The 19,608-nt window shown below is 67.7% G+C and carries 19 protein-coding genes and 1 pseudogene; 11 read left to right on the top strand and 9 right to left on the bottom strand.

Annotation, left to right across the window (positions count from 1 at the left end):
• The first annotated feature begins 10 nt into the window (after positions 1-10).
• Positions 11-397, top strand: a complete 387-nt coding sequence (locus tag AC3IR9_RS08275) for a c-type cytochrome (protein WP_489295256.1) — start codon at positions 11-13, stop codon at positions 395-397.
• Positions 398-406: 9 nt separating this feature from the next.
• Entirely contained in the window at positions 407-868 is a 462-nt protein-coding gene (locus AC3IR9_RS08270; protein ID WP_489295255.1) for a c-type cytochrome, read from the top strand.
• Between the two features lie 168 nt (positions 869-1,036).
• Here AC3IR9_RS08270 and AC3IR9_RS08265 read toward each other — a convergent pair whose 3' ends face one another.
• Positions 1,037-2,923: an ATP-binding cassette domain-containing protein gene (locus tag AC3IR9_RS08265; protein ID WP_489295254.1), complete on the bottom strand. Its 1,887-nt coding sequence runs from the start codon at positions 2,921-2,923 to the stop codon at positions 1,037-1,039.
• A 36-nt stretch (positions 2,924-2,959) separates the two neighbouring features.
• Positions 2,960-3,856 carry a LysR family transcriptional regulator gene (locus tag AC3IR9_RS08260; protein WP_489295253.1) on the bottom strand — a complete coding sequence of 299 codons (897 nt, stop codon included), beginning with the start codon at positions 3,854-3,856 and terminating at the stop codon, positions 2,960-2,962.
• A 102-nt stretch (positions 3,857-3,958) separates the two neighbouring features.
• On the opposite strand from AC3IR9_RS08260, the gene AC3IR9_RS08255 reads away from it, so the two are divergent.
• From AC3IR9_RS08255 to dbpA, 3 genes are read left to right on the top strand one after another with little or no spacing between them, the layout of a single operon-like run.
• Positions 3,959-5,035: a YeiH family protein gene (locus tag AC3IR9_RS08255; RefSeq protein ID WP_489295252.1), complete on the top strand. Its 1,077-nt coding sequence runs from the start codon at positions 3,959-3,961 to the stop codon at positions 5,033-5,035.
• A 27-nt stretch (positions 5,036-5,062) separates the two neighbouring features.
• Complete coding sequence (locus AC3IR9_RS08250) at positions 5,063-5,347, top strand: hypothetical protein (RefSeq protein ID WP_489295251.1); 285 nt, start codon at positions 5,063-5,065, stop codon at positions 5,345-5,347.
• Positions 5,348-5,396: 49 nt separating this feature from the next.
• A complete protein-coding gene (gene dbpA, locus AC3IR9_RS08245) occupies positions 5,397-6,773 on the top strand; it encodes an ATP-dependent RNA helicase DbpA (protein ID WP_489295250.1) in 1,377 nt (458 codons plus the stop codon).
• A gap of 97 nt (positions 6,774-6,870) precedes the next feature.
• Here the strand turns inward: dbpA and AC3IR9_RS08240 are convergent, their stop codons facing one another.
• The 4 genes from AC3IR9_RS08240 to AC3IR9_RS08225 form a co-directional block, all read right to left on the bottom strand.
• The gene (locus AC3IR9_RS08240) at positions 6,871-7,407 is read right to left on the bottom strand and encodes an adenine phosphoribosyltransferase (protein ID WP_489295249.1); all 537 of its coding nucleotides are present in this window, start codon (positions 7,405-7,407) and stop codon (positions 6,871-6,873) included.
• Between the two features lie 67 nt (positions 7,408-7,474).
• Positions 7,475-9,040 carry a protein adenylyltransferase SelO gene (locus AC3IR9_RS08235; protein ID WP_489295248.1) on the bottom strand — a complete coding sequence of 522 codons (1,566 nt, stop codon included), beginning with the start codon at positions 9,038-9,040 and terminating at the stop codon, positions 7,475-7,477.
• Positions 9,041-9,077: 37 nt separating this feature from the next.
• The gene (locus AC3IR9_RS08230; RefSeq protein ID WP_489295247.1) at positions 9,078-9,770 is read right to left on the bottom strand and encodes a glutathione S-transferase; all 693 of its coding nucleotides are present in this window, start codon (positions 9,768-9,770) and stop codon (positions 9,078-9,080) included.
• A 547-nt stretch (positions 9,771-10,317) separates the two neighbouring features.
• Positions 10,318-10,527, bottom strand: coding sequence for a cold-shock protein (locus AC3IR9_RS08225; RefSeq protein WP_145477885.1), 210 nt, complete (start codon positions 10,525-10,527; stop codon positions 10,318-10,320).
• A 299-nt stretch (positions 10,528-10,826) separates the two neighbouring features.
• On the opposite strand from AC3IR9_RS08225, the pseudogene AC3IR9_RS08220 reads away from it, so the two are divergent.
• A pseudogene (locus tag AC3IR9_RS08220) lies at positions 10,827-11,302 on the top strand (YaiI/YqxD family protein).
• 17 nt (positions 11,303-11,319) lie between these two features.
• Here the strand turns inward: AC3IR9_RS08220 and AC3IR9_RS08215 are convergent.
• Positions 11,320-12,186, bottom strand: coding sequence for a pseudouridine synthase (locus AC3IR9_RS08215; protein WP_489295246.1), 867 nt, complete (start codon positions 12,184-12,186; stop codon positions 11,320-11,322).
• A complete protein-coding gene (locus tag AC3IR9_RS08210; protein ID WP_489295245.1) occupies positions 12,183-12,365 on the bottom strand; it encodes a hypothetical protein in 183 nt (60 codons plus the stop codon). The genes AC3IR9_RS08215 and AC3IR9_RS08210 overlap by 4 nt, the downstream gene beginning before the upstream one ends.
• Before the next feature lie 124 nt (positions 12,366-12,489).
• On the opposite strand from AC3IR9_RS08210, the gene AC3IR9_RS08205 reads away from it, so the two are divergent.
• The 3 genes from AC3IR9_RS08205 (at position 12,490) to AC3IR9_RS08195 (ending at position 16,394) form a co-directional block, all read left to right on the top strand.
• On the top strand, positions 12,490-13,038 hold the full coding sequence (locus tag AC3IR9_RS08205; protein WP_489295244.1) for a YaeQ family protein: 549 nt from the start codon (positions 12,490-12,492) through the stop codon (positions 13,036-13,038).
• 8 nt (positions 13,039-13,046) lie between these two features.
• Positions 13,047-14,231: a BaiN/RdsA family NAD(P)/FAD-dependent oxidoreductase gene (locus AC3IR9_RS08200; protein ID WP_489295243.1), complete on the top strand. Its 1,185-nt coding sequence runs from the start codon at positions 13,047-13,049 to the stop codon at positions 14,229-14,231.
• Positions 14,232-14,321: 90 nt separating this feature from the next.
• Positions 14,322-16,394 (top strand): EAL domain-containing response regulator, encoded by a 2,073-nt coding sequence (locus tag AC3IR9_RS08195; RefSeq protein ID WP_489295242.1) that lies wholly within the window; start codon positions 14,322-14,324, stop codon positions 16,392-16,394.
• 42 nt (positions 16,395-16,436) lie between these two features.
• On the opposite strand, the gene AC3IR9_RS08190 is transcribed toward AC3IR9_RS08195, so the two are convergent.
• The gene (locus tag AC3IR9_RS08190; RefSeq protein ID WP_489295241.1) at positions 16,437-17,024 is read right to left on the bottom strand and encodes a TetR/AcrR family transcriptional regulator; all 588 of its coding nucleotides are present in this window, start codon (positions 17,022-17,024) and stop codon (positions 16,437-16,439) included.
• A gap of 132 nt (positions 17,025-17,156) precedes the next feature.
• On the opposite strand from AC3IR9_RS08190, the gene AC3IR9_RS08185 reads away from it, so the two are divergent.
• Together AC3IR9_RS08185 and AC3IR9_RS08180 are read left to right on the top strand one after the other, a co-directional pair.
• On the top strand, positions 17,157-18,398 hold the full coding sequence (locus AC3IR9_RS08185; protein ID WP_489295240.1) for an MFS transporter: 1,242 nt from the start codon (positions 17,157-17,159) through the stop codon (positions 18,396-18,398).
• Positions 18,395-19,600: an MFS transporter gene (locus AC3IR9_RS08180; protein WP_489295239.1), complete on the top strand. Its 1,206-nt coding sequence runs from the start codon at positions 18,395-18,397 to the stop codon at positions 19,598-19,600. Before AC3IR9_RS08185 ends, AC3IR9_RS08180 begins: the two co-directional genes overlap by 4 nt.
• Positions 19,601-19,608 lie beyond the last annotated feature (8 nt).

Raw genomic sequence — 19,608 nt, 5'->3', positions numbered from 1 at the left:
AAAGGACATCATGCGCTCGCAGCCGCTCGCCGCTTGTCTTCTGGCCGTCCTCCTGCCCCTCGGGGCCGCCGCACAGGCCGCAACTGCTCCAGCAGTACCCGCAGCACCTGTTCCCGCCCCTGCCGCGCCTGCCCCTGTCGCCCTCACCGGGAGCTTGGACAACGGGCGTGTGCTCGCTTACACCTGCCAGGGGTGCCACGGCATCACCGGCTACAAGAACGCCTACCCCAGCTACCGGGTGCCCAAGATCGGCGGGCAGACCCAGCAGTACCTCAGCCAGGCGCTGAGCGAATACCGCCAGGGCAAGCGCAGGCATCCCACGATGCAGGCGCAGTCCATGAGTTTCAGCGAACAGGAGATCGCCGATCTCGCTGTTTACCTGTCCACCGTCAAGTAAGCACCGCCCATGACGAAAGCCGCGCCCTTCAAGCGTTATGCCATCGCCCTGTCCGTTGCCCTGCTGCTGGCTGCCTGTTCGCAGTCGCAGGTGGAAAACAGTGCAGATTCCGCCGCCGATCCGGGCCACGCCAGTGGCGAGCACGGATCCGGTTCGTCCGCTGGCCTGCCGGCCGGCCGCATCGCTGCCGGTGAAGCCCGCGCCCAGGTCAAGGGCAAAGCCACCGGTCAAAGCTGCATCGACTGCCATGGTGCCGACGGCAACAAGCCGATCGACCCGAGCTACCCGAAGCTGGGTGGGCAGTACGGGGATTACCTGGCGCATGCGTTGCAGGCCTACCGCGCGGGAGACCGCCAGCACGCGCTGATGACCCCGCAGGCGACCGACCTGAGCGATCAGGACATCGCCGACCTGGCCGCGTATTTCGGGTCCCGGCCCAGCCAGTTGCGGGACCTGCACGGCCTGAAGTAGAGCCGACCGTTGGTCGGCTGCGCTTCGCCGGGAAATCGTGTGCAGCCAAGGTTACGTGCAGCCGACCAACGGTCGGCTCTACGCGGCCCTGGAGCCGACCAACGGTCGGCTGCTCCATCGGGCGTCACCAACCCCTGACGCACGCCGGGCAGAGCCCGGCGCTGTGCCTCAGGCGTCCAGCTCCTGCCAGCGCGCATACGCGGCATCCAGCTCAGCCTGCACCTTGCCCAGCTTTTCGTTGTGGGCGGCCATGTCCGGTGCGCTGCGCTGGTAGAACGCGGGGTCGTTCATCGCCGCGCTCAGGCCCTCGACGTCCTTTTCCAGCGTTTCGATCTTCAGCGGCAGCTGTTCCAGCTCGCGCGCATCCTTGTAGCTCAGCTTGCGCTTGGCGGCCGCCGCTTCAGCCGGGGCTGCGGCAACCGCGGTGGCCGGCTTGCCCGCCACCACCGGTGCGGCGGCGGCCGCTGCCGCCACGCGCGCGGCCTGGCGCTGCCAGTCGCTGTAGCCGCCCACGTACTCGCCCACCACGCCATCGCCTTCCATCACCATCGTGGAGGTGACCACGTTGTCGAGGAAGTCGCGGTCATGGCTGACCAGCAGGAGGGTGCCGGCATAGTCGCTCAGCAGCTCTTCAAGCAGCTCCAGCGTTTCCACGTCCAGGTCGTTGGTCGGTTCATCCATCACCAGCAGGTTGGACGGCTGCGCGAACAGCTTGGCCAGCAGCAGGCGGTTGCGCTCGCCACCGGACAGGCGGGTGATCGGCGCGCGCGCGCGCTCGGGCGAGAACAGGAAATCCTGCAGGTAGGCATGCACGTGCTTGCGCTTGCCGTTGAACTCGATGAAATCGCGGCCTTCGGCCACGTTCTCGATCGCGGTCCAGTCTTCGCGCAGCACCGCACGGTACTGGTCGAAATAGGCGATCTGCAGGTTGGTGCCGGCGCGCACTTCACCGCTCTGCGGCTGCAGGTCACCCAGCAGCAGCTTCAGCAGCGTGGTCTTGCCGCTGCCGTTGGGGCCGATCAGGCCGATGCGGTCGCCGCGCAGGATGACGGTGTTGAAATCCTTGACCATCCTCCGCTCGCCGAAGGCGAAAGAGATGTCCTTGACGTCGATGACCTTCTTGCCGGAGTTCTCCGCCTGCGCCGCTTCCATGCGCACGTTGCCGCCGAGCTCGCGCCGATCCGAGCGCTCGTTGCGCATCGCCTTGAGCCGGCGCACCCGCCCTTCATCGCGGGTACGGCGGGCCTTGATGCCCTGGCGGATCCAGATTTCTTCCTGCGCCAGCAGTTTGTCGAAACGGGCGTTTTCCTGTGCCTGCGCGTTCAGACGCTCCTCGCGGCGGCGTTCGTAGTTGGCCCAGTCGCCTGGCCAGCTGGTGACCTGGCCACGGTCGATCTCGACGATACGAGTGGCCAGCGCGCGCAGGAAGCGACGGTCATGGGTCACAAAGACCACGCTGCCGTTCCAGTTCTTGAGGAACATTTCCAGCCAGTCGATGGCTTCGATGTCCAGGTGGTTGGTCGGTTCGTCCAGCAGCAGCAGGTCCGGTGCGGACACCAGCGCGCGGCCGAGCAGCACGCGGCGCTTCATGCCGCCGGACAGGCGGCCGAATTCGGCATCGCCATCCAGGTCAAGCTTGGTCAGGGTTTCGCTGACGCGCTGGTCCAGGCCCCAGCCGTTGGCGCCATCGATCTTGGCCTGCACGGCCGACAGCGCATCGCCGTCGAATTCTTCGGCGACGCTCAGATGATGGAATTCGGCCAGCCACTGGCCGAGCTCGCCCAGGCCTTCGGCGACGACGTCGAACACGCTGCCGGCGGCGCCATGCGGCACCTCCTGCTCCAGCCGGGTGATGCGCACCCCCTGTTGCACGCGGACTTCACCGTCGTCGGGCTTGTGGTCGCCGGACAGCAGTTTGAGCAGGGTCGATTTGCCGGCGCCATTGCGCCCGATCAGGGCGATACGCTCGCCCGGCTCGATCGACAATTCGGCTTTTTCCAGCAACAAGGGGCCGCCGACGCTGAAGTCGACGTTTTGCAGAGTAATCAGAGGCATCCGACCATTGTACGGTCTGGCGGCATCCGGCGTCGCTCAACCCTGTGCAAAAACATCCGCTGGCAGCGCCAGCAGTTCAGCCAGCGGGGGTGGCACGCGCTTGCCGGGGTGGCGCACCACCCACAGCTGGCGTGACAGCGGCGGCAGCGGTGTGTCCAGGATGCGCAGCGTCCCCAGCGCGACCAGGTCGGCCACCGCATGCCGTGACAGGCAGGCCAGCCCCATGCCGGCCGCGGCCGCCTGCTTGATCGCCTCGGTGCTGCCCAGCTGCATCGCGCGGACAAAGTGGTGCAGGTGCGGCAGCAGCGCCTGCTCCACCGCCTCGCGGGTGCCCGAGCCCGGTTCGCGCAGCAGCCAGCGTGCCGCCGCCAGCGACGACAGACTGGCGGGGTTGGCCAGTGGCGAGTGGGTGGCCGCGACGATCACCAGTGCATCGCGTTGCCACGGCAGCACCTGCAGGCCGCTCTCGTGACAGGGCCCTTCGATCAGGCCCAGGTCCACTTCCAGCCGCTGCACCGCCGCCACCACCTCGGCGCTGTTGCCGATGCGCAGGTCCACCTGCGCCTGCGGGTTGGCGGCCAGCAGGGCGGCGACCCGGGTTGGCAGCAGGTAGTTGCCGATGGTGGTGCTGGCGCCGATGCGCAGTTGCAGCGGGAGCCCGGCGGTAGAGCGGCCGACGCCGGCCTCGGCCTCCAGCTCGGTAGCGGCCACCAGCAACGCGCGCGCCGGCCCCAGCAGCGCGCGACCGTGTGCGTTGAGCACCAGCCGCCGGCCGATGCGGTCGAACAGCGGCGCGGGCAGCTGCGTTTCCAGTTCATTGAGGGCAGCGCTGGAGGCCGACTGCGACAGCGCCAGCCGTTCGCCAGCGGCCGCGGTGGTGCCGGCCTCGGCGATGGCCACGAAAACCTGCCACTGGCGAAGACTGAGATGCATTCCTCAATTAACCCATAAATCAGGTTGAAATTATGTAAACAATTCGTTTTACAGGTTTATCGAGGCGGCGCAGGCTGGCATCTGTCCCGTTGGAGATCTGCCGTGAATGTGTCCCTCCCCGCCCTGCTCTCGCCCACTGCCCGCCAGCGCTGGCGCGGCCACGTGCCGGGCCTGCTGCTCACCGCGGTGGTCGCCGCCGCGTCGATGGCGCTGGCCACCGTGCCCTGGCTGCAGTCGCACGGGATCAGCGCGCTCACCCTGGCGATCGTGCTCGGCATGGTGCTCGGCAACAGCCTGTATCGGCCGCTGGCACCGGCCGCCGCTGCCGGCGTGGGGTTCTCCAAGCAGTGGCTGCTGCGCGCCGGCATCGTGCTGTATGGGCTGCGCCTGACCTTCCAGGACATCGCTCAGGTAGGCGTGGCAGGGGTGCTGATCGACGCGCTGGTGCTGGTCAGTACGTTTGGCCTGGCTTGGTGGGCCGGCACCCGCTGGTTCGGGATCGACCGCAACAGCGCGCTGTTGATCGGCGCCGGCAGTTCGATCTGTGGCGCCGCGGCGGTGATGGCGGCCGAACCGGTGGTGCGCGGGCGTGCCGAGCAGGTCACCGTGGCGGTATCGACGGTGGTGGTGTTCGGCACGCTGGGGATGTTCCTGTACCCGCTGCTGTACCAGCTCAACCTGGCGCAGGGCTGGGTGCCGATGAATGCTTCGGCATACGGGGTGTTCACCGGTTCGACGGTGCACGAAGTAGCCCAGGTGGTCGCCGCCGGCCGCGCGGTCAGCGCCGCGGCGGCCGACACGGCGGTGATCGCCAAGATGGTGCGGGTGATGATGCTGGCGCCGTTCCTGGTGGCGCTGTCGCTGCTGCTGGCGCGCGGGCAGCCTGCAACGACGGGCGGCAGCCGGGCGAAGATCGTGGTGCCGTGGTTCGCCTTCGGCTTCGTGGCGGTGGCCGGGGTCAATTCGCTGCAGCTGCTGCCTTCGACAGTGGTGAATGCAGCGATCGACCTGGATACGGTGCTGCTGGCGATGGCGATGGCCGCGCTCGGCCTGACCACCCACGTGTCGGCGCTGCGCGAGGCCGGCATGAAGCCGCTGCTGCTGGCCTTGCTGCTGTTTGGCTGGCTGCTGGCCGGTGGCCTGGGCATCAACCTGGGCGTGCATGCGCTGCTGGGATGAGCGCCGGTTGCATGCAACACTTCAGCGATGAAGCGTGAGCGCATCGCCCCGGTTGATCGCAGCCGCCTGCACATGCCGTACCGACGGGTGCTGGAGCGCTACGGTGCGGTGGATGAAGCCGAAGATGACCTGCTCGATCTGGTGCATCGGGTACTGGGCGCCCCCGTTGCGGTGCGCTGGGACCAGGACATCACCCATCCCAACCCCTGGTTCCACAGCGTGATACTGGATCTCAGCGACAGCGTGGGCGAGCTCAGCTACGCCCAGTACACCGCCCTGATGGAGGGGTTGCGGGCGCTGGATCTGGACTGAGCCATGCCGGCACCCCGCCCGGCGAGCGGCGCAGCGGGTAGAATGCGCCATGAACGAATTCTCCGAACTGCCCCTGTCGGCCTCGCTGGCGGCGGGCATCGACGCGCTGGGCTATACCCAGATGACCCCCGTGCAGGCGCAGAGCCTGCCGGCCATCCTCGAGCGCCGCGATCTGATCGCCCAGGCCCCTACCGGTAGTGGCAAGACCGCCGCGTTCGGGCTGGGCCTGCTGCAGGCGCTGGATCCGGCGGTGATCCGCGCCCAGGCCCTGGTACTGTGCCCGACCCGCGAACTGGCCGACCAGGTCGGCAAGCAGATCCGCAAGCTGGCCACCGGCATCCCCAACCTGAAACTGGTGGTGCTCACCGGTGGCATGCCGCTGGCGCCGCAGCTGGCCTCGCTGGAAGCGCACGACCCGCATGTGGTGGTGGGCACGCCCGGACGCATCCAGGAACTGGGACGCAAGCGCGTGCTGAAGCTGGGCGGAGTGACCACGCTGGTGCTGGACGAAGCCGACCGCATGCTCGACATGGGCTTTGAAGAACCCATCCGCGAAATTGCCGGCCGCACCAGCAAGGACCGGCAGACGCTGTTGTTCTCGGCGACCTACCCCGACGAAATCCGCGCCATCGCGCGCGAACTGCTGCGCGATCCGGTCGAGGTTACCGTCGAAGGTGCCGACCATGCCCCGGCGATCCACCACCTGTTCTGCGAGGTCGACCTGGCCAGCAAGCAGAAGGCGCTGGCCGGCCTGCTGCTGAAGTACACCCCCGAATCGACGGTCGTGTTCTGCAACACCCGCCGCGACGTGGATGACGTGGCCATTTCGCTGCAGCAGTTCGGCTTCTCCGCCCTGCCCCTGCATGGCGAAATGGAGCAGCGCGACCGCGATGAAGTACTGGTGCGCTTCGCCAACCGCAGCTGCAACGTGCTGGTGGCCAGCGACGTGGCCGCGCGTGGGCTGGACGTGCAGGACCTGGCGGCCGTGATCAACTACGAACTGCCCACCGATATCGAGACCTACCAGCATCGCGTGGGCCGCACCGGCCGTGCCGGTGCTTCCGGGTTGGCGATCAGCCTGGTGACCGGCCGCGAACGCAACCGCGCCGACGCATTGGAAGCGGCACTGGGCAAGCCGCTGGACTGGCAGAAGACGCCACTGGCCACCGCCCGCCCGGCGGTGCTGCCGCAGGCTGCGATGGAAACCCTGCGCATCGACGGCGGCAAGACCGACAAGCTGCGCCCGGGCGATATCCTCGGCGCACTGACCGGTGAGGCCGGGTTGTCGGCCAAGGTGATCGGCAAGATCGATATCTACGCCACGCGTTCGTATGTGGCCATTGCCCGCGAGCACGTCGGCAAGGCGATCGCGCGATTGGAAGCGGGCAAGATCAAGGGCCGTCGTTTCCGCGTGCGCCCGATGTAACGCAACGGTAGAGCCGACCGTTGGTCGGCTGCATAGCGCAGGGCCGACCGTTGGTCGGCTGCCTACCCGTACAGCCGACCAACGGTCGGCGCTACGCTCAATACACCAGGTTCGCCAACAGCGGCACGCCGGTGTCCCAGCGCTCGCGCCCGCCCAGCCCCGCCAGTTCCACCAGCACGGCCGCGCCCACCACCTCAACCTGCAACTGCCGGGCCAGCGACAACGCTGCCAGCAACGTGCCGCCCGTGGCCAGCACGTCATCGACCACCAGCACGCGCGCGCCGGCCGGCAAGGCATCGGCATGCACTTCGATGCTGTCGGTGCGGTATTCCAGCGTGTAGTCCTGCTTGAGCGTGCGGCCCGGCAGCTTGCCCGGCTTGCGCACCGGCACGAAGCCCACGCCCAGCACCCGGGCCATCGCCGCGCCCAGGATGAAGCCGCGCGACTCGATACCCATCACCGCCTGCAGGCCGGCATCGCGCCAGGGGGCGACCATGGCATCGACCGCTGCGGCGAAATCCTCGCCATCGGCCAGCAGCGGCATGATGTCCTTGAACAGGATGCCCGGCTTGGGGAAATCGGCGACGTCACGCAGGCGCGAGGCCCAGGCAGGCGCAGCGGTGGAATCGGTCATGGTCGGCACAGCGCAGGGGGTGGCACAGTTTACCCCGGCAACGCGAATGCCCCACCCATGGGCCTGTTCACGAACTGCAGGACAGCATCGAGCAGCCGGCTTTGTCACGCGCCCAGTGCGGGCGCTTGCCGGCGTAATGGTCGCGCCCGGGCTGCTGCGAATACGGCTGCCTCAGCACCTCCAACAAGGTGTGCACGCCGCTGAGGTCGCCCTGCTCGGCCTGCTCGATCGCCTCCTGTGCCAGCCAGTTGCGCAGCACGTACAGCGGGTTGGCGCGCTCCATGCGCTGCCACCTGGCCTGCCCATCCAGCGGATCGCCGCGCAGCCTGGCGGCGTAGTGCTGCAGCCAGGCCTGCAGTTCGGGCAGCACCGCCTGGCGTCGTGCGTCGCTGTAGAACGCCGCGTCCAACACCGACAGCGACGGTGCGACCGGATCCAGCTGCATCAGCCCCCGGAAGGCCAAGGTCATGTCCATCTCGCCGTCCTGCAGGATCTGCAGCCAGGCGGCCATCATCGCCACATCCTCGTCGCGACACTGGTCCAGCCCGAACTTGGCGGCGATGTCCTCGCGTTCGCACTGGCCATGCACGCGCTGGAACCGCGCCAGTCCATCCTGCAGTGGCGTGGCGTCGTCGAACAGTGGCGCCAGCGCCTGGGCCAGGCGGGTCAGGTTCCAGTACGCCACCTGCGGCTGGGTGCCGAAGCGGTAGCGCCGGCCTTGCGCATCGGTGGTGTTGGGGGTCCAGTCGGGGTCGTAGTCGTCCACCCAGCCATACGGCCCGTAGTCGATGGTCAGGCCGAGAATGGACATGTTGTCGGTGTTCATCACCCCATGCACGAAGCCGACCCGCATCCAGTGCGCCACCATCCGGGCGGTGCGTTCGCATACCTGCGCGAACCACTCGGCGTGGCGGCTGTCGCCCAGATCGGCCAAGGCCGGGAAGTCGCGTGCGATGCAGACATCGGCCAGCGCGCGCAGCAAGGTGTGATCAGCGCGCGACGCCGGCAGCTCGAACGTGCCGAAGCGGATGAACGACGGTGCCACGCGGCATACGATCGCGCCCGGTTCGGGCTTCGCATTGCCGTCGTAGAACATGTCACGGACCACGCGGTCGCCGGTGCCGACCAGGCTCAACGCACGGGTGGTGGGAACGCCGAGATGGTGCATGGCCTCGCTGCACAGGAATTCGCGGATCGACGAACGCAGCACGGCACGGCCATCGGCACCGCGCGAATACGGCGTGCGCCCGGCCCCTTTCAACTGCAGCTCCCAGCGCGCGCCATCGGCGGCCAGCAGTTCGCCCAGCGAAATCGCGCGGCCATCGCCCAGTTGGCCGGCCCAATGCCCGAATTGATGGCCACCATAGTTGGCCGCCCAGGGCTGCATGCCGGCATACAGCGCGTTGCCACCGAACACGCGCGGGAAGTCCGCGCTGTCCAGCAGGTCCGCACCGAAACCAAGCTGCGCGGCGACGTCGGCCGAGATGGCCAGCACGCGCGGGTCGGCGACGGGAGTGGGCAGCACCGACGACCATGCCGCGCCGCGCACCTCGCGCACGCGCGCGCCGGTTTCCGGATCGCCGGGCAGTTCAGCAATGAAACGGTTGTCGAAGCGCAGCAGGTCGGTATTCATGCCGCCTATCTGGGGGCGCCGCGACGCCCCCGCAAGCTCAGGCGGCGCCAGCGCCAAGATCCAGCGCGCCGCCGCGCTCGCTGGCGCGCTGATAGGCCGGGCGCTGCTCGATGCGTTGCAGGAAGCCCTGCAGCTTGGGGTAGGCGTCCATGCTGCCGGCACGCGACGCGGCCGCCTGGATCGGGAAGCTCATCTGGATATCGGCGGCAGTGAAGCGCTCGCCGGCAAACCACGGCGACGACCCCAGCTCGCGCTCCATCCATGCCAGGTGCAGTTTGAGCTGCGGGCCGACAAAGCCCTTCATCACCTTGTCGACGATGCCGCGGGCGATCGGCTTGGCGAAGAACGGCATCGGCGCCTTGCGCACCCGCGCGAACACCAGGCTCATCAGCAGCGGCGGCATCGCCGAGCCTTCGGCGTAATGCATCCAGTAGCGGTAGCGCAGCTTTTCCGGGGCCTGCGCCGGCAGCGGTTCGGGCGAGAGCTGGCGGGCGCTGTCGTAGCGGTCGGCCAAGTACTCCAGAATGGCACCGGACTCGGCCAGTACCAGGGCATCGTCCTGCAGCACCGGTGACTTGCCCAGCGGGTGGATGTCGCGCAGCGACTGCGGCGCCAGCCAGGTCGTCCGATCGCGCTGGTAGTTGACCACCTGGTAAGGCAGGCCGAGTTCTTCCAGCATCCACAGCACGCGCAGCGAGCGCGAGTGGTCCAGATGGTGCACCTTGATCATCGACGGGTCCGGTAGGTCAAAGCGTGATCGTAACCGGCGACGGTGATGGATGACGTTATCAGCAAGGTGCGCGTGGGCATCGGCAGGCCCTTTCCCACAACGGGCGACAGCAGCGAGCGGGTGCGTCTTCGCTTGGCGACAACGCGCGCGTCCGGGGCCCCTTGGTGGCCGGCAGACCCTTGTGCAAATGTCCCCCGGTCGACGCCTCCGGCGCCGACCTCCTCCTTTATTTTGCCAAGGGCCTGCCGGCCACCAAGGGGCTCGGCTTGTTGAGCGCAACGGCGCACGTCGATGGTTGGCGTGGGCGTGCGCGCATCGATGGCCGCACCAAGGTAGGTCACCACCGTTGGTGGTGACGCTCCTCGCACCCACGCCTGCGTGGCCACAATGCTGGCAGACCAGATGAAGCGGGTTTTACCTTGCCGTCCTCAAGCCGAGTTCCTTCGCGGCCGGCATACCCAAACGGCACCAGGAAACGCCCATAAAAAAACGCCAGGAGCTTTCGCTCCCGGCGTTTCATTGCAACCTGACGGTAGCGGGGGGCCTATTAGGCCGCCTGCACCTGATCAGCCTGCATACCCTTCTGGCCCTGGACGGCGACGAAGGTGACCTTCTGGCCTTCCTGCAGCGACTTGAAGCCGGTGCCCTGGATGGCGCGGAAGTGGACGAAGAGGTCCGGGCCGCTTTCCGGGGTGATGAAGCCGAAGCCCTTGGCGTCGTTGAACCACTTGACAGTGCCGGTCTGACGATCAGACATGTACTAACTCCTGAAACATAAGTTGGAAAAATCGCGGCTCCCGGAATCGGGGCCGAGACTGAGTTGCAGGCGTTGGTAAAGCGGATCGATGAGCAGATCGTGAGATCAACTGCACCAGGCCACGATTCACGGTGACCCTAGCAAACACAGTGAGGGGACGATACTCGTGTTTTACCGAAAAAGCGATAGCCAATTTATTCATTCATTCCCTTGTCCCGCCTGACGCGACAAGGGATTGGTCAATCTTACACGATTTCAGCCCCCCCTATTCAGAATTTTCCTACCTTAAGATCAGCCAAATGCCCGATTCAAGTTCTGCCCATCCCCACATCTGGGTCGACGCCGACGCCTGCCCCGGCGTGATCAAGGAGATCCTGTTCCGCGCCGCCGAGCGCGTGAAGATCCCGCTGACCCTGGTCGCCAACCACTGGCTGCGCATCCCGCCCTCGCGCGTCATCCGCTTCGTGCAGGTGCCTGCGGGACTGGACGTGGCCGACAGCGCCATCGTCGAACGGGTCGCCGCCGGCGATCTGGTGGTGACCCAGGACATCCCCTTGGCCGCGCTGGTGCTGAAAAGCAGGCCGTGGCGCTGAACCCGCGCGGCCAGCTGTACACCCCCGACAACATGGCCGAGCGCCTGTCGATGCGCAATTTCATGGAGGAACTGCGCGGGGCGGGCGTGCAGACCGGCGGGCCGCCGCCGCTGGGCCCGCGCGACCGGCAGGCGTTCGCCGCCGAACTGGACCGTTGGCTGGCGCTTCATTCATGCAAATGAACAAAACCCGGCCAGCACTAGCCTGCGCCGGGCAGGCTGCGTTCACTGCTGAACTGGCGGCGCTGGCCCGTCAGGGGGTCGTCGAACGCCAGCGCCTGCGCCAGCAACTGCAGCGGCTGTGCGTCCTCTTCCGGCGCCACGCGCAGGTCCGGGTACAGGTCATCGCCCAGGATCGGCGCCCCCAGTGCCGCCAGGTGCACGCGCAGCTGGTGCTTGCGGCCCGTCTCGGGCAGCAGCCGGTAGCGCCATGACGGGCCCTGCGCGTCGATCACCTCGATGCGGGTCCGTGCATTGGGTGCGCCGGGCGCTTCGGTCATGCGGAAGAACGGCTCGCCCGGTACCAGCCGGGTGTGGCGTTCCAGCGGGAACCTCAGCGCCGGCAGTGCCGGCGCCAGAGCCTGATAGGTCTTGTCGATGCGGCGCTCGCGGAACAGGCGCTGGTAGGCGTCGCGCGATGCCGGCCGGGTCGAAAACAGCACCAGCCCGGCGGTCAGCCGGTCCAATCGGTGCAGCGGCACCAGGTCCGGGTTGCCGGTGCGCGCGATCAGCCTGGCCAGCAGCGTCTCGCGTACGTGGCCACCGGCCGGGGTGACCGGCAGGAAATGCGGTTTGTCGGCCACCAGCAGGTGCTCGTCCTGGTGCACGATGCGCTCCACGAACGGAATCACCGGCTCATCGGCCACCTCACGGAAGTACTGGATCTCCAGTCCCACCTGCCACGCCTGCCCGGGCGCAAGCGCCCTGCCCTGCGCATCGCGCACCAGGCCGCGCGCGAATCGGCTTTCCCACTGGATACGATCGATGCGCGGAAAGCGCGCGCACAGCCCGTCGAGCAGGCAGGCCCAGTTGCCCGGCGGCAACTGCAGGCGGCTGGCGGCGATCATGTCGGTACGGCATCGTCAGCGCCGCTGTCGACAGGCAGCACTGCCGCCTCCAGCAGCGCCCAGCCGTCGCCGTACGCGGCGAACATCGTGGCCGCCACCTCGCCCGGGGCCGTCTGGCGAATGCTGCAGGTGAAGGTGGCAGCGCCGATCTGCAGGCGACGGGGACGGGAACGTGGCATGCCGCAGGAGGCTCACTGAAATACCAGGCGACAAGCGTGCCATCTATCGGCCCCGGCAAACACCCCGTACCGGACACCCTCCGGGCAAACCACTATCATGGTCCTCTTTGTTTCCGGTATCCCCATGGCCCTCACCGCCACCATCCGCAAGGCCGAGCTGCAGATCAGCGACATGGACCGCGGCTACTACGCGACCCACAACCTGACCCTGGCCCAGCACCCCTCGGAAAACGATGAACGCCTGATGGTGCGTTTGCTGGCCTTCGCATTGAACGCCGAAGAGCGTCTCGAATTCGGCCGCGGCCTGAGCACCGATGACGAACCGGACCTGTGGCACCGCGACTACACCGGCGACATCCTGCAGTGGATCGACCTGGGCCATCCGGATGAATCGCGCATCCGCAAGGCCTGCAACCGCAGCCGGCGGGTGCAGGTGGTCACCTTCGCCGGCAATGCCTCCGATGTGTGGTGGAGCAAGCAGGGCAAGGCGCTGGAGCGTTTCGACACGCTCTCGGTGCTGGACCTGGACGGCGGCTTCGTGGACCGCTGGAGCGAGCAGATCCAGCGTGCCATGCGCTGGAGCGTGTTGATCCAGGATGGCGAAGTGCAGCTGATCAATGACCAGATGCAGCTGGACGTCATCCCGACCTGGCGCAAGCGCGCCAAGGAATGAACCTGGCGATGACCATCATTGCCTGCGATGTGCTGGTGATCGGCGCCGGCGCGGCGGGGTTGATGTGTGCGCTGACCGCCGGTCAGCGCGGGCGCACGGTGCAGGTGATCGACCATGCCAACAAGGTGGGCAAGAAGATCCTGATGTCCGGGGGTGGCCGCTGCAATTTCACCAATACCGGCACCACCCCGGCCAACTTTCTGTCGGCCAACCCGCATTTCTGCAAGTCGGCGCTGGCGCGCTACACGCCGTACCACTTCATCGACATGGTCGAGCGCCACGGCATCGCCTATCACGAAAAAGAACTCGGCCAGTTGTTCTGCGATGTGTCGTCCAAGCAGATCGTGCGCATGCTGCTGGACGAATGCCAGGCCGCGGGCGTGCAGGTGCGTACCGACTGCGCGGTACAGAAGGTCGAGCGCGGTGCCGATGGCTTCCGCGTGCAGACCGCGCAGGGCCTCTTCCATGCCGCCTCGCTGGTGGTGGCCTGCGGCGGGCTGTCCATTCCCAGTCTGGGCGCGACCGGCTTCGGCTATGAACTGGCCCGCCAGTTCGGCCACGAGGTGCTGCCGACCCGTGCCGGGCTGGTGCCGCTCACCCTGAGCGGCACGCACCAGGAGCGCTTCCACGACCTCAGCGGCGTTGCACTGCCGATCACCGCGCGCTGCAACGACGTGGCGTTCCACAACGCGATGTTGATCACCCACCGCGGCATCAGCGGCCCGGCGATCCTGCAGATTTCCTCGTTCTGGCAACCCGGCGACGACCTGCGCCTGGACCTGCTGCCCGGCCAGGATGCCGAGGCCTGGCTGCGCGAAATGAAACGCGACCGCGGCGCGGCCGAACTGCGCACGGTGCTATCCGAGGTGCTGCCGCGGCGGCTGGCACTGCGCCTGTGCGAGCACTGGCTGCCCGATCGGCCCGTGCGCCAGATCGACGAGCGCCAATTGCGCGAGGCCGCTGCCCTGCTGCAGGATTTCCCGTTGGTGGCCAGCGGCACCGAGGGCTACCGCACCGCCGAGGTCACCTTGGGCGGGGTGGATACGCGCAAGGTGTCCTCAAGCACGTTTGAATCCCACCTCGTCCCCGGCCTGCACTTCGTGGGGGAAGTGCTGGATGTCACCGGGTGCCTGGGCGGCTACAACTTCCAGTGGGCGTGGGCCAGTGGGCACGCCGCCGGCCAGGTGGTCTGAGCAACGCATGGATCCGTGACCGGCTACCGTTTGCCGCATGGACGTAGCCACACGCATCGTGTATCAAGTTTGCAGTCCGGGGAGTAGTGAATGCAGAACGCGAATGACATCACCGTCCGCCTGCTGATCGTGGATGACAGCGGCGAGAACGCTGAAACCATCGTCAGCATGCTGCGCAACAGCGGCATCGCCGTGCGCCCGGCGCGCCCGCAGCACGCCGAGGAGCTGGCCCAGATCCTGGGCAGCCAGCCGATCGACCTGGTACTGGCCGCGCCCGCGCAGGGCATCCCGCTGCTGCAGGTGACCCAGCAGATCGCCGCCAGCGGCAAGGACATCCCGATGATCCTGCTGGCCGAAACGATCGATGAGAACGAATGGGTGGAGGCCGGCGCCAATGGCATCCGCGCCGTCGCCCTGCGCAACCGTCCCGAGCACCTGCTGGCGGTGGTCCGCAACGAATGGACCGACCTGCACGCGCGTCGCGGGCTGCGCCGCATCGAAGCGCAGATGCGCGAGACCGAACGCCGCTGCGATGCGCTGATCTCCTCCTCGCGCGATCCCATCGCCTACGTCCACGAAGGCATGCACATCCGTGCCAACGAGGCGTACCTGGAGATGTTCGGCTACGAATCGTTCGATGACGTGGAAGGCATCTCGCTGCTGGACATGGTCGCGCCACAGCACGTGGATGGCTTCAAGCAACTGCTCAAATCACTGAGCAAGGGCGAAGCGCCGCCGCCGCAGTACCAGGTGGACGCCCGCAACCAGGACGGCGCGGTGTTCCCGGCCACCATGGAATTCACCCAGGCCAGTTATGAGGGCGAATCCTGCCTGCAGGTGGTGTTCCGCCGCCGCCGCATGGAGTTCGACCCGGAGCTGGCGCGCGAGGTCGAGGACCTGCGCCAGCGCGACCAGGTTACCGGGCTGCTGAACCGGCCGACCTTCATGCTGCACGTCGAAAACGCCGTGGCCCAGGCCGGTCGCAGCGAAGGCCAGTTCGGTCTGCTGCTGATCGAGCCGGACCACTACGCGCGCCTGTTGCCGGACATCGGCCTGGATTCGGCCGACGTGCTGATCGGTGCCCTCGCCCGCGTGCTGGCCGGCAGTGTCGGCGAGCCGGTGCAGGTGGCCCGTTTCGGCGAGCACAGTTTTGCGGTACTCACCGAGGGTGCCTACGCGCAGACGGTGGCCCTGGCCGACCAGATCCGCGAGGCGTTCGCCGCGCAGGTATTCAGCATCGGCGAACGGTCGGCCACGGTTACCGTCAGCATCGGCGGCGTGCAGGTGGGCGAAAAGATCGCCAGCATCGGCCAGGTGCTGGCGCGCGCCACCGAGTGCCAGCAGGCGGCCTCCGAACTGGGCAACACCACGCGCATCTTCGATCCGGCCGCAGTCGACCGGGTCGAGGAGGAGCGCATCCAGCGCTGGGTGGCGCGCATCGGTGAAGCCCTGGCCGGCGACGGCTTCCAGCTGCACTACCAGCCGGTGCTGAACCTGCAGGGTGAGTCGCTGGAACTGTATGAGGCCTACCTGCGGCTGGAGAACAACGGCGAGCTGCTCAGCCCGACCGCGTTCCTGGGCATCGCCGAGGAACACGGGCTGATGGCCGACATCAACCGCTGGGTGGTGGCACACGCGATCAGCGTGCTGGGCCAGCGCGAGCGTGCCGGCCACCCGACCCAGATGATGGTCAAGATCACCCCGGAGTCGTTCAACGACCCGCAGATGGTCGCCACCCTGAAGCGCGAACTGCAGGCACACGGCGTGCCCGGCGAGCGGCTGTGGCTGCATGCGCCGGAAGCCAAGGTGTTCACCCACCTGCGCAACGCCCAGCAGTTCCTCGCCGACGTAGCGCCGCTGGGGTGCCGGATCGGGCTGGAACAGTTTGGGTCGGGGTTGGATTCGTTCCAGCTGCTGGCGCATTTCCAGCCGCAGTTCCTCAAGCTGGACCGCGACTTCACCTGCGATGTTGCCCGCACCCGCGAGCACAGCGCGAAGATCAGCGAAATCACCGCGCGCGCGCAGTCGGCCAACATCCGCACCATCGCCGAGTTCGTCGCCGATGCCAATTCGATGAGCCTGCTGTTCAGTGCCGGCGTGGATTACGTGCAGGGCGAGTTCGTGGGCCCGGCCGGGCCGTTGATGAATTTCGATTTCGGGTAAGGGGCGTCACGACCAACGGTCGTGACCTACCCGCACCGCCCGTTACCGGGTGGCTAGCAGGCCGCGCAGCAGCAGATCAAGCGCGGCCTGTGCCTGGCGCAGGCGTTCGGTCGCCTCGGGGTCCTCGGCAATCCAGAACGCCGCTTCGGCCAGGCTGCCGTAAATCAGCGAGGCCAGCGCCTGCGGGTTGGCGTCCGCCACCACGCCCAGGCGCATGAGGTTCTCGATCAGGCCCTGCATCGAGGCGACGCAATGACGCTGCGCCTCCGGTGATGCCCCGCCCAGCACCGCGCGCGCATCGCGCAGCACGATGCGTTGGATATCCGGCTCCAGCGCCATCTGCAGGTAGGCATGGCAGCGGCTGCGGAACCCGTCCCATGGGTCGGCCGCAGTGGCCGAGATCGTCTGAAGACGGGCGTCCATGGCGGCGTCCAGCTGCGCCACCAGGGCCTGCAGCAATCCCTTCTTGTCGCCGAAGTGGTGATACAGCGCGCCCCGGGTGAGCCCGGCCTGCGCGGTCAGATCGTCCATCGAGGCGTCCGCATAGCCCTGCGCGGTAAACACCGCATGCGCGGTCGCCAACAGGGCCGCGCGGGTTTCTTCCATCTCGGCACGGGTACGGCGGGCCATCCGATCAGCTCCTTACATACGGTACGTATGATTATTTACATTCACCTCGTATGTATATAGGATTTTATTCATACATGTCGTATGTATGTTCGTCCGCCCATCGTGCGGACGGCCGAATCCTGGAGAAACCCGATGTTCGCCCCGTACCGAATTCTGTTCGCCGCCCCCGGAACCGGGCGTTTTGCCCTGGCCGGGCTGCTGGCGCGTCTGCCCCTGCCGATGACCGGCATCGGCATCATCACCCTGCTTGCGCAACTGCGCGGCAGCTACGCCCTGGCCGGCAGCGTGGCCGCCACCTTCGTCCTCACCTACGCGCTGCTGTCGCCGCAGATCTCACGCCTGGTGGACCGCCACGGGCAATCGCGCGTGCTGCCGGTCGCAACGGCGATCAGTGTGTTGGGCATGGCGCTGCTGCTCGCGGCCGCTTGGCGGCAGGCACCGGCATGGACACTGTTTGCCGGGGCGGTGCTGGCCGGGTCCATGCCGAGCATGTCGGCGATGGTGCGCGCGCGTTGGGCCGCGATGTTCCGGGGGCAACCGCGCCTGCAGACCGCCTACTCACTGGAAACCGTGCTGGACGAAGTGACCTTCATTGCCGGTCCGCCGCTGGCGGTGGGGCTGTCGGTGGCGATCGATCCGCTGGCCGGCCTGTTCGTCGCCGCCGTGCTGTTGGCGTTGGGCGTCGCTGCGCTGGTCGTACAACGCGGCAGCGAACCGCCGCTGCAGCCCATCGATGCGGGGGACCGCCACGGGTCCGCGCTCGGCGTGGCGAACGTGCGTCTGCTGGCGTTGCTGATGGTGGCGATGGGCGTGATTGTCGGCACCGTGGACATCACCAGTGTCGCCTTCGCCGAGCAGCGCGGCGTGCCCGGTGCCGCCAGCGTGGTGTTGTCCGCCTATGCACTGGGCTCGTGCGTGGCCGGCCTCTTGTTCGGTGCGGTGTCGCTGCGTTGGCCACTGCCGCGGCTGCTGTTGCTGGGCGGCATGGCAACCGCGCTGTCCACCCTGCCCCTGCTGCAGGTGGACAGCATCGCCGCGCTTGCGGTGGCCGTGCTGGTGGCCGGGGTGTTCTTCGCCCCGACCATGATCGTGGCGATGTCGATCGTGGAACGGCTGGTGCCTGCGCATCGGCTGACCGAAGGCATGACCTGGCTGCTGGCCGGTCTCAACGTGGGCGTGGCGATGGGTGCGGCCGGTGCTGGCCAGATCGTGGATATCGCCGGTGCACGCGCAGGGTTCGGGGTCGCCGTGACCGGTGCTGCGTTGGTGGTGATCACCACGCTGTGGGTACATCAGCGGCTGCCCGGCAAGACTGGCACCGCACCCGATGCGGCCGAAGCGCCCGCCTCCCTTGCTGCAGGATCCGACCGATGACCCGCGTTTCCATTGCCCCCTCCTTCGCACCGCGTCCATGGTTGGCGGTGGTGGCTGCCGGCCTGGCCACGTTCTCGGTGGTCACCACCGAAATGCTGCCGGTAGGGCTGCTGTCGAGCATCGCCGAACAGTTGGGCACCCGCACCGGCACCGTGGGTCTGACGCTCTCGCTACCGGCGCTGCTGGCCGCGTTGTTCGCCCCGATCGCGGTGATCGGCGCCGGGGGCATTGACCGCCGCTGGATCCTGGCGGGCTTGCTTGCCCTGCTGGTGGTCGCCAACCTGGCCTCCGCGCTGGCGGTGGATATTTACTGGCTGCTCGCCGCCCGGGTGCTGGTGGGGTTCTGCATGGGCGGCATCTGGGCCATCGCCGGTGGCCTGGCGGCGCGGCTGGTGCCGGCCGAGGGCGTGGGCATGGCCACGTCGATCATCTTCGGCGGTGTCGCGGCGGCGTCGGTGCTGGGCGTGCCGCTGGGTACCTGGATCGGCGACCTGGCCGGCTGGCGATGGGCCTTTGCCGGCATGGCGCTGTTCAGCGCGGCGGTGTTGGCGCTGCATCTTCTGGCGATGCCCGCGCTGCCGGTAGCGTCTTCGCCCACGCTGCGGCAGTTGTGCGGGCAGCTGGGCAACCGGGCATTGCAGGCAGGGTTGCTGTTGACGCTGCTGCTGGTCGGCGGCCACTTCATGACCTTCACCTTCGTGCGGCCGCTGCTGGTCAGCATGGCCGGCATCGATCCGCGCTGGATGGGTGCGGTGCTGTTCGGCTACGGCATCGCGGGCAGCGGCGGCAATTTCCTCGCTGGCACCGCGGCTGCGCGTCGCACGGCACCGACCGTCGCGGCCATTGCGTTGGGCCTTCTGCTCACGCCGGTGCTGTTCCTCACCATCGGCGACACGGTCGCCGGTGGCACCGCCGTGCTGCTGGTCTGGGGGCTGGCCTACGGTGGGGTGTCGGTGGCGTTGATGACCTGGGTGATGCGGGCCGCGCCGCACGCCGTTGAAATGGCCAGCGCGCTGTATGTCGGCGTATTCAACGTGGGCATCGCGTTGGGCTCGTGGAGCGGCGGCCAGCTGATGGACGGGCCGGGACTGAGCACCATGCTGTGGACGTCGGCCGGCTGTGCCGGCGCCGCGCTGATTCTGGCGGCGGTGCTGACCGCACGTGGGCAGCCGCGGCGGACGGAAACGACAAACGCCGGGTAATCCCGGCG

Source organism: Stenotrophomonas sp. GL_101, from assembly GCF_057835675.1.
This window is presented reverse-complemented; position numbering and strand designations above follow the sequence as displayed.

Coding starts and splice junctions, on each gene's coding strand:
- AC3IR9_RS08225 (WP_145477885.1), bottom strand. CDS start 10,527: ATGTCTGATCGTCAGACCGGCACTGTCAAGTGGTTCAACGACGCCAAG.
- AC3IR9_RS08180 (WP_489295239.1), top strand. CDS start 18,395: ATGACCCGCGTTTCCATTGCCCCCTCCTTCGCACCGCGTCCATGGTTG.
- AC3IR9_RS08200 (WP_489295243.1), top strand. CDS start 13,047: ATGACCATCATTGCCTGCGATGTGCTGGTGATCGGCGCCGGCGCGGCG.
- AC3IR9_RS08205 (WP_489295244.1), top strand. CDS start 12,490: ATGGCCCTCACCGCCACCATCCGCAAGGCCGAGCTGCAGATCAGCGAC.
- AC3IR9_RS08275 (WP_489295256.1), top strand. CDS start 11: ATGCGCTCGCAGCCGCTCGCCGCTTGTCTTCTGGCCGTCCTCCTGCCC.
- AC3IR9_RS08190 (WP_489295241.1), bottom strand. CDS start 17,024: ATGGCCCGCCGTACCCGTGCCGAGATGGAAGAAACCCGCGCGGCCCTG.
- AC3IR9_RS08260 (WP_489295253.1), bottom strand. CDS start 3,856: ATGCATCTCAGTCTTCGCCAGTGGCAGGTTTTCGTGGCCATCGCCGAG.
- AC3IR9_RS08210 (WP_489295245.1), bottom strand. CDS start 12,365: ATGCCACGTTCCCGTCCCCGTCGCCTGCAGATCGGCGCTGCCACCTTC.
- dbpA (WP_489295250.1), top strand. CDS start 5,397: ATGAACGAATTCTCCGAACTGCCCCTGTCGGCCTCGCTGGCGGCGGGC.
- AC3IR9_RS08235 (WP_489295248.1), bottom strand. CDS start 9,040: ATGAATACCGACCTGCTGCGCTTCGACAACCGTTTCATTGCTGAACTG.
- AC3IR9_RS08230 (WP_489295247.1), bottom strand. CDS start 9,770: ATGATCAAGGTGCACCATCTGGACCACTCGCGCTCGCTGCGCGTGCTG.
- AC3IR9_RS08265 (WP_489295254.1), bottom strand. CDS start 2,923: ATGCCTCTGATTACTCTGCAAAACGTCGACTTCAGCGTCGGCGGCCCC.
- AC3IR9_RS08195 (WP_489295242.1), top strand. CDS start 14,322: ATGCAGAACGCGAATGACATCACCGTCCGCCTGCTGATCGTGGATGAC.
- AC3IR9_RS08270 (WP_489295255.1), top strand. CDS start 407: ATGACGAAAGCCGCGCCCTTCAAGCGTTATGCCATCGCCCTGTCCGTT.
- AC3IR9_RS08185 (WP_489295240.1), top strand. CDS start 17,157: ATGTTCGCCCCGTACCGAATTCTGTTCGCCGCCCCCGGAACCGGGCGT.
- AC3IR9_RS08250 (WP_489295251.1), top strand. CDS start 5,063: ATGAAGCGTGAGCGCATCGCCCCGGTTGATCGCAGCCGCCTGCACATG.
- AC3IR9_RS08240 (WP_489295249.1), bottom strand. CDS start 7,407: ATGACCGATTCCACCGCTGCGCCTGCCTGGGCCTCGCGCCTGCGTGAC.
- AC3IR9_RS08215 (WP_489295246.1), bottom strand. CDS start 12,186: ATGATCGCCGCCAGCCGCCTGCAGTTGCCGCCGGGCAACTGGGCCTGC.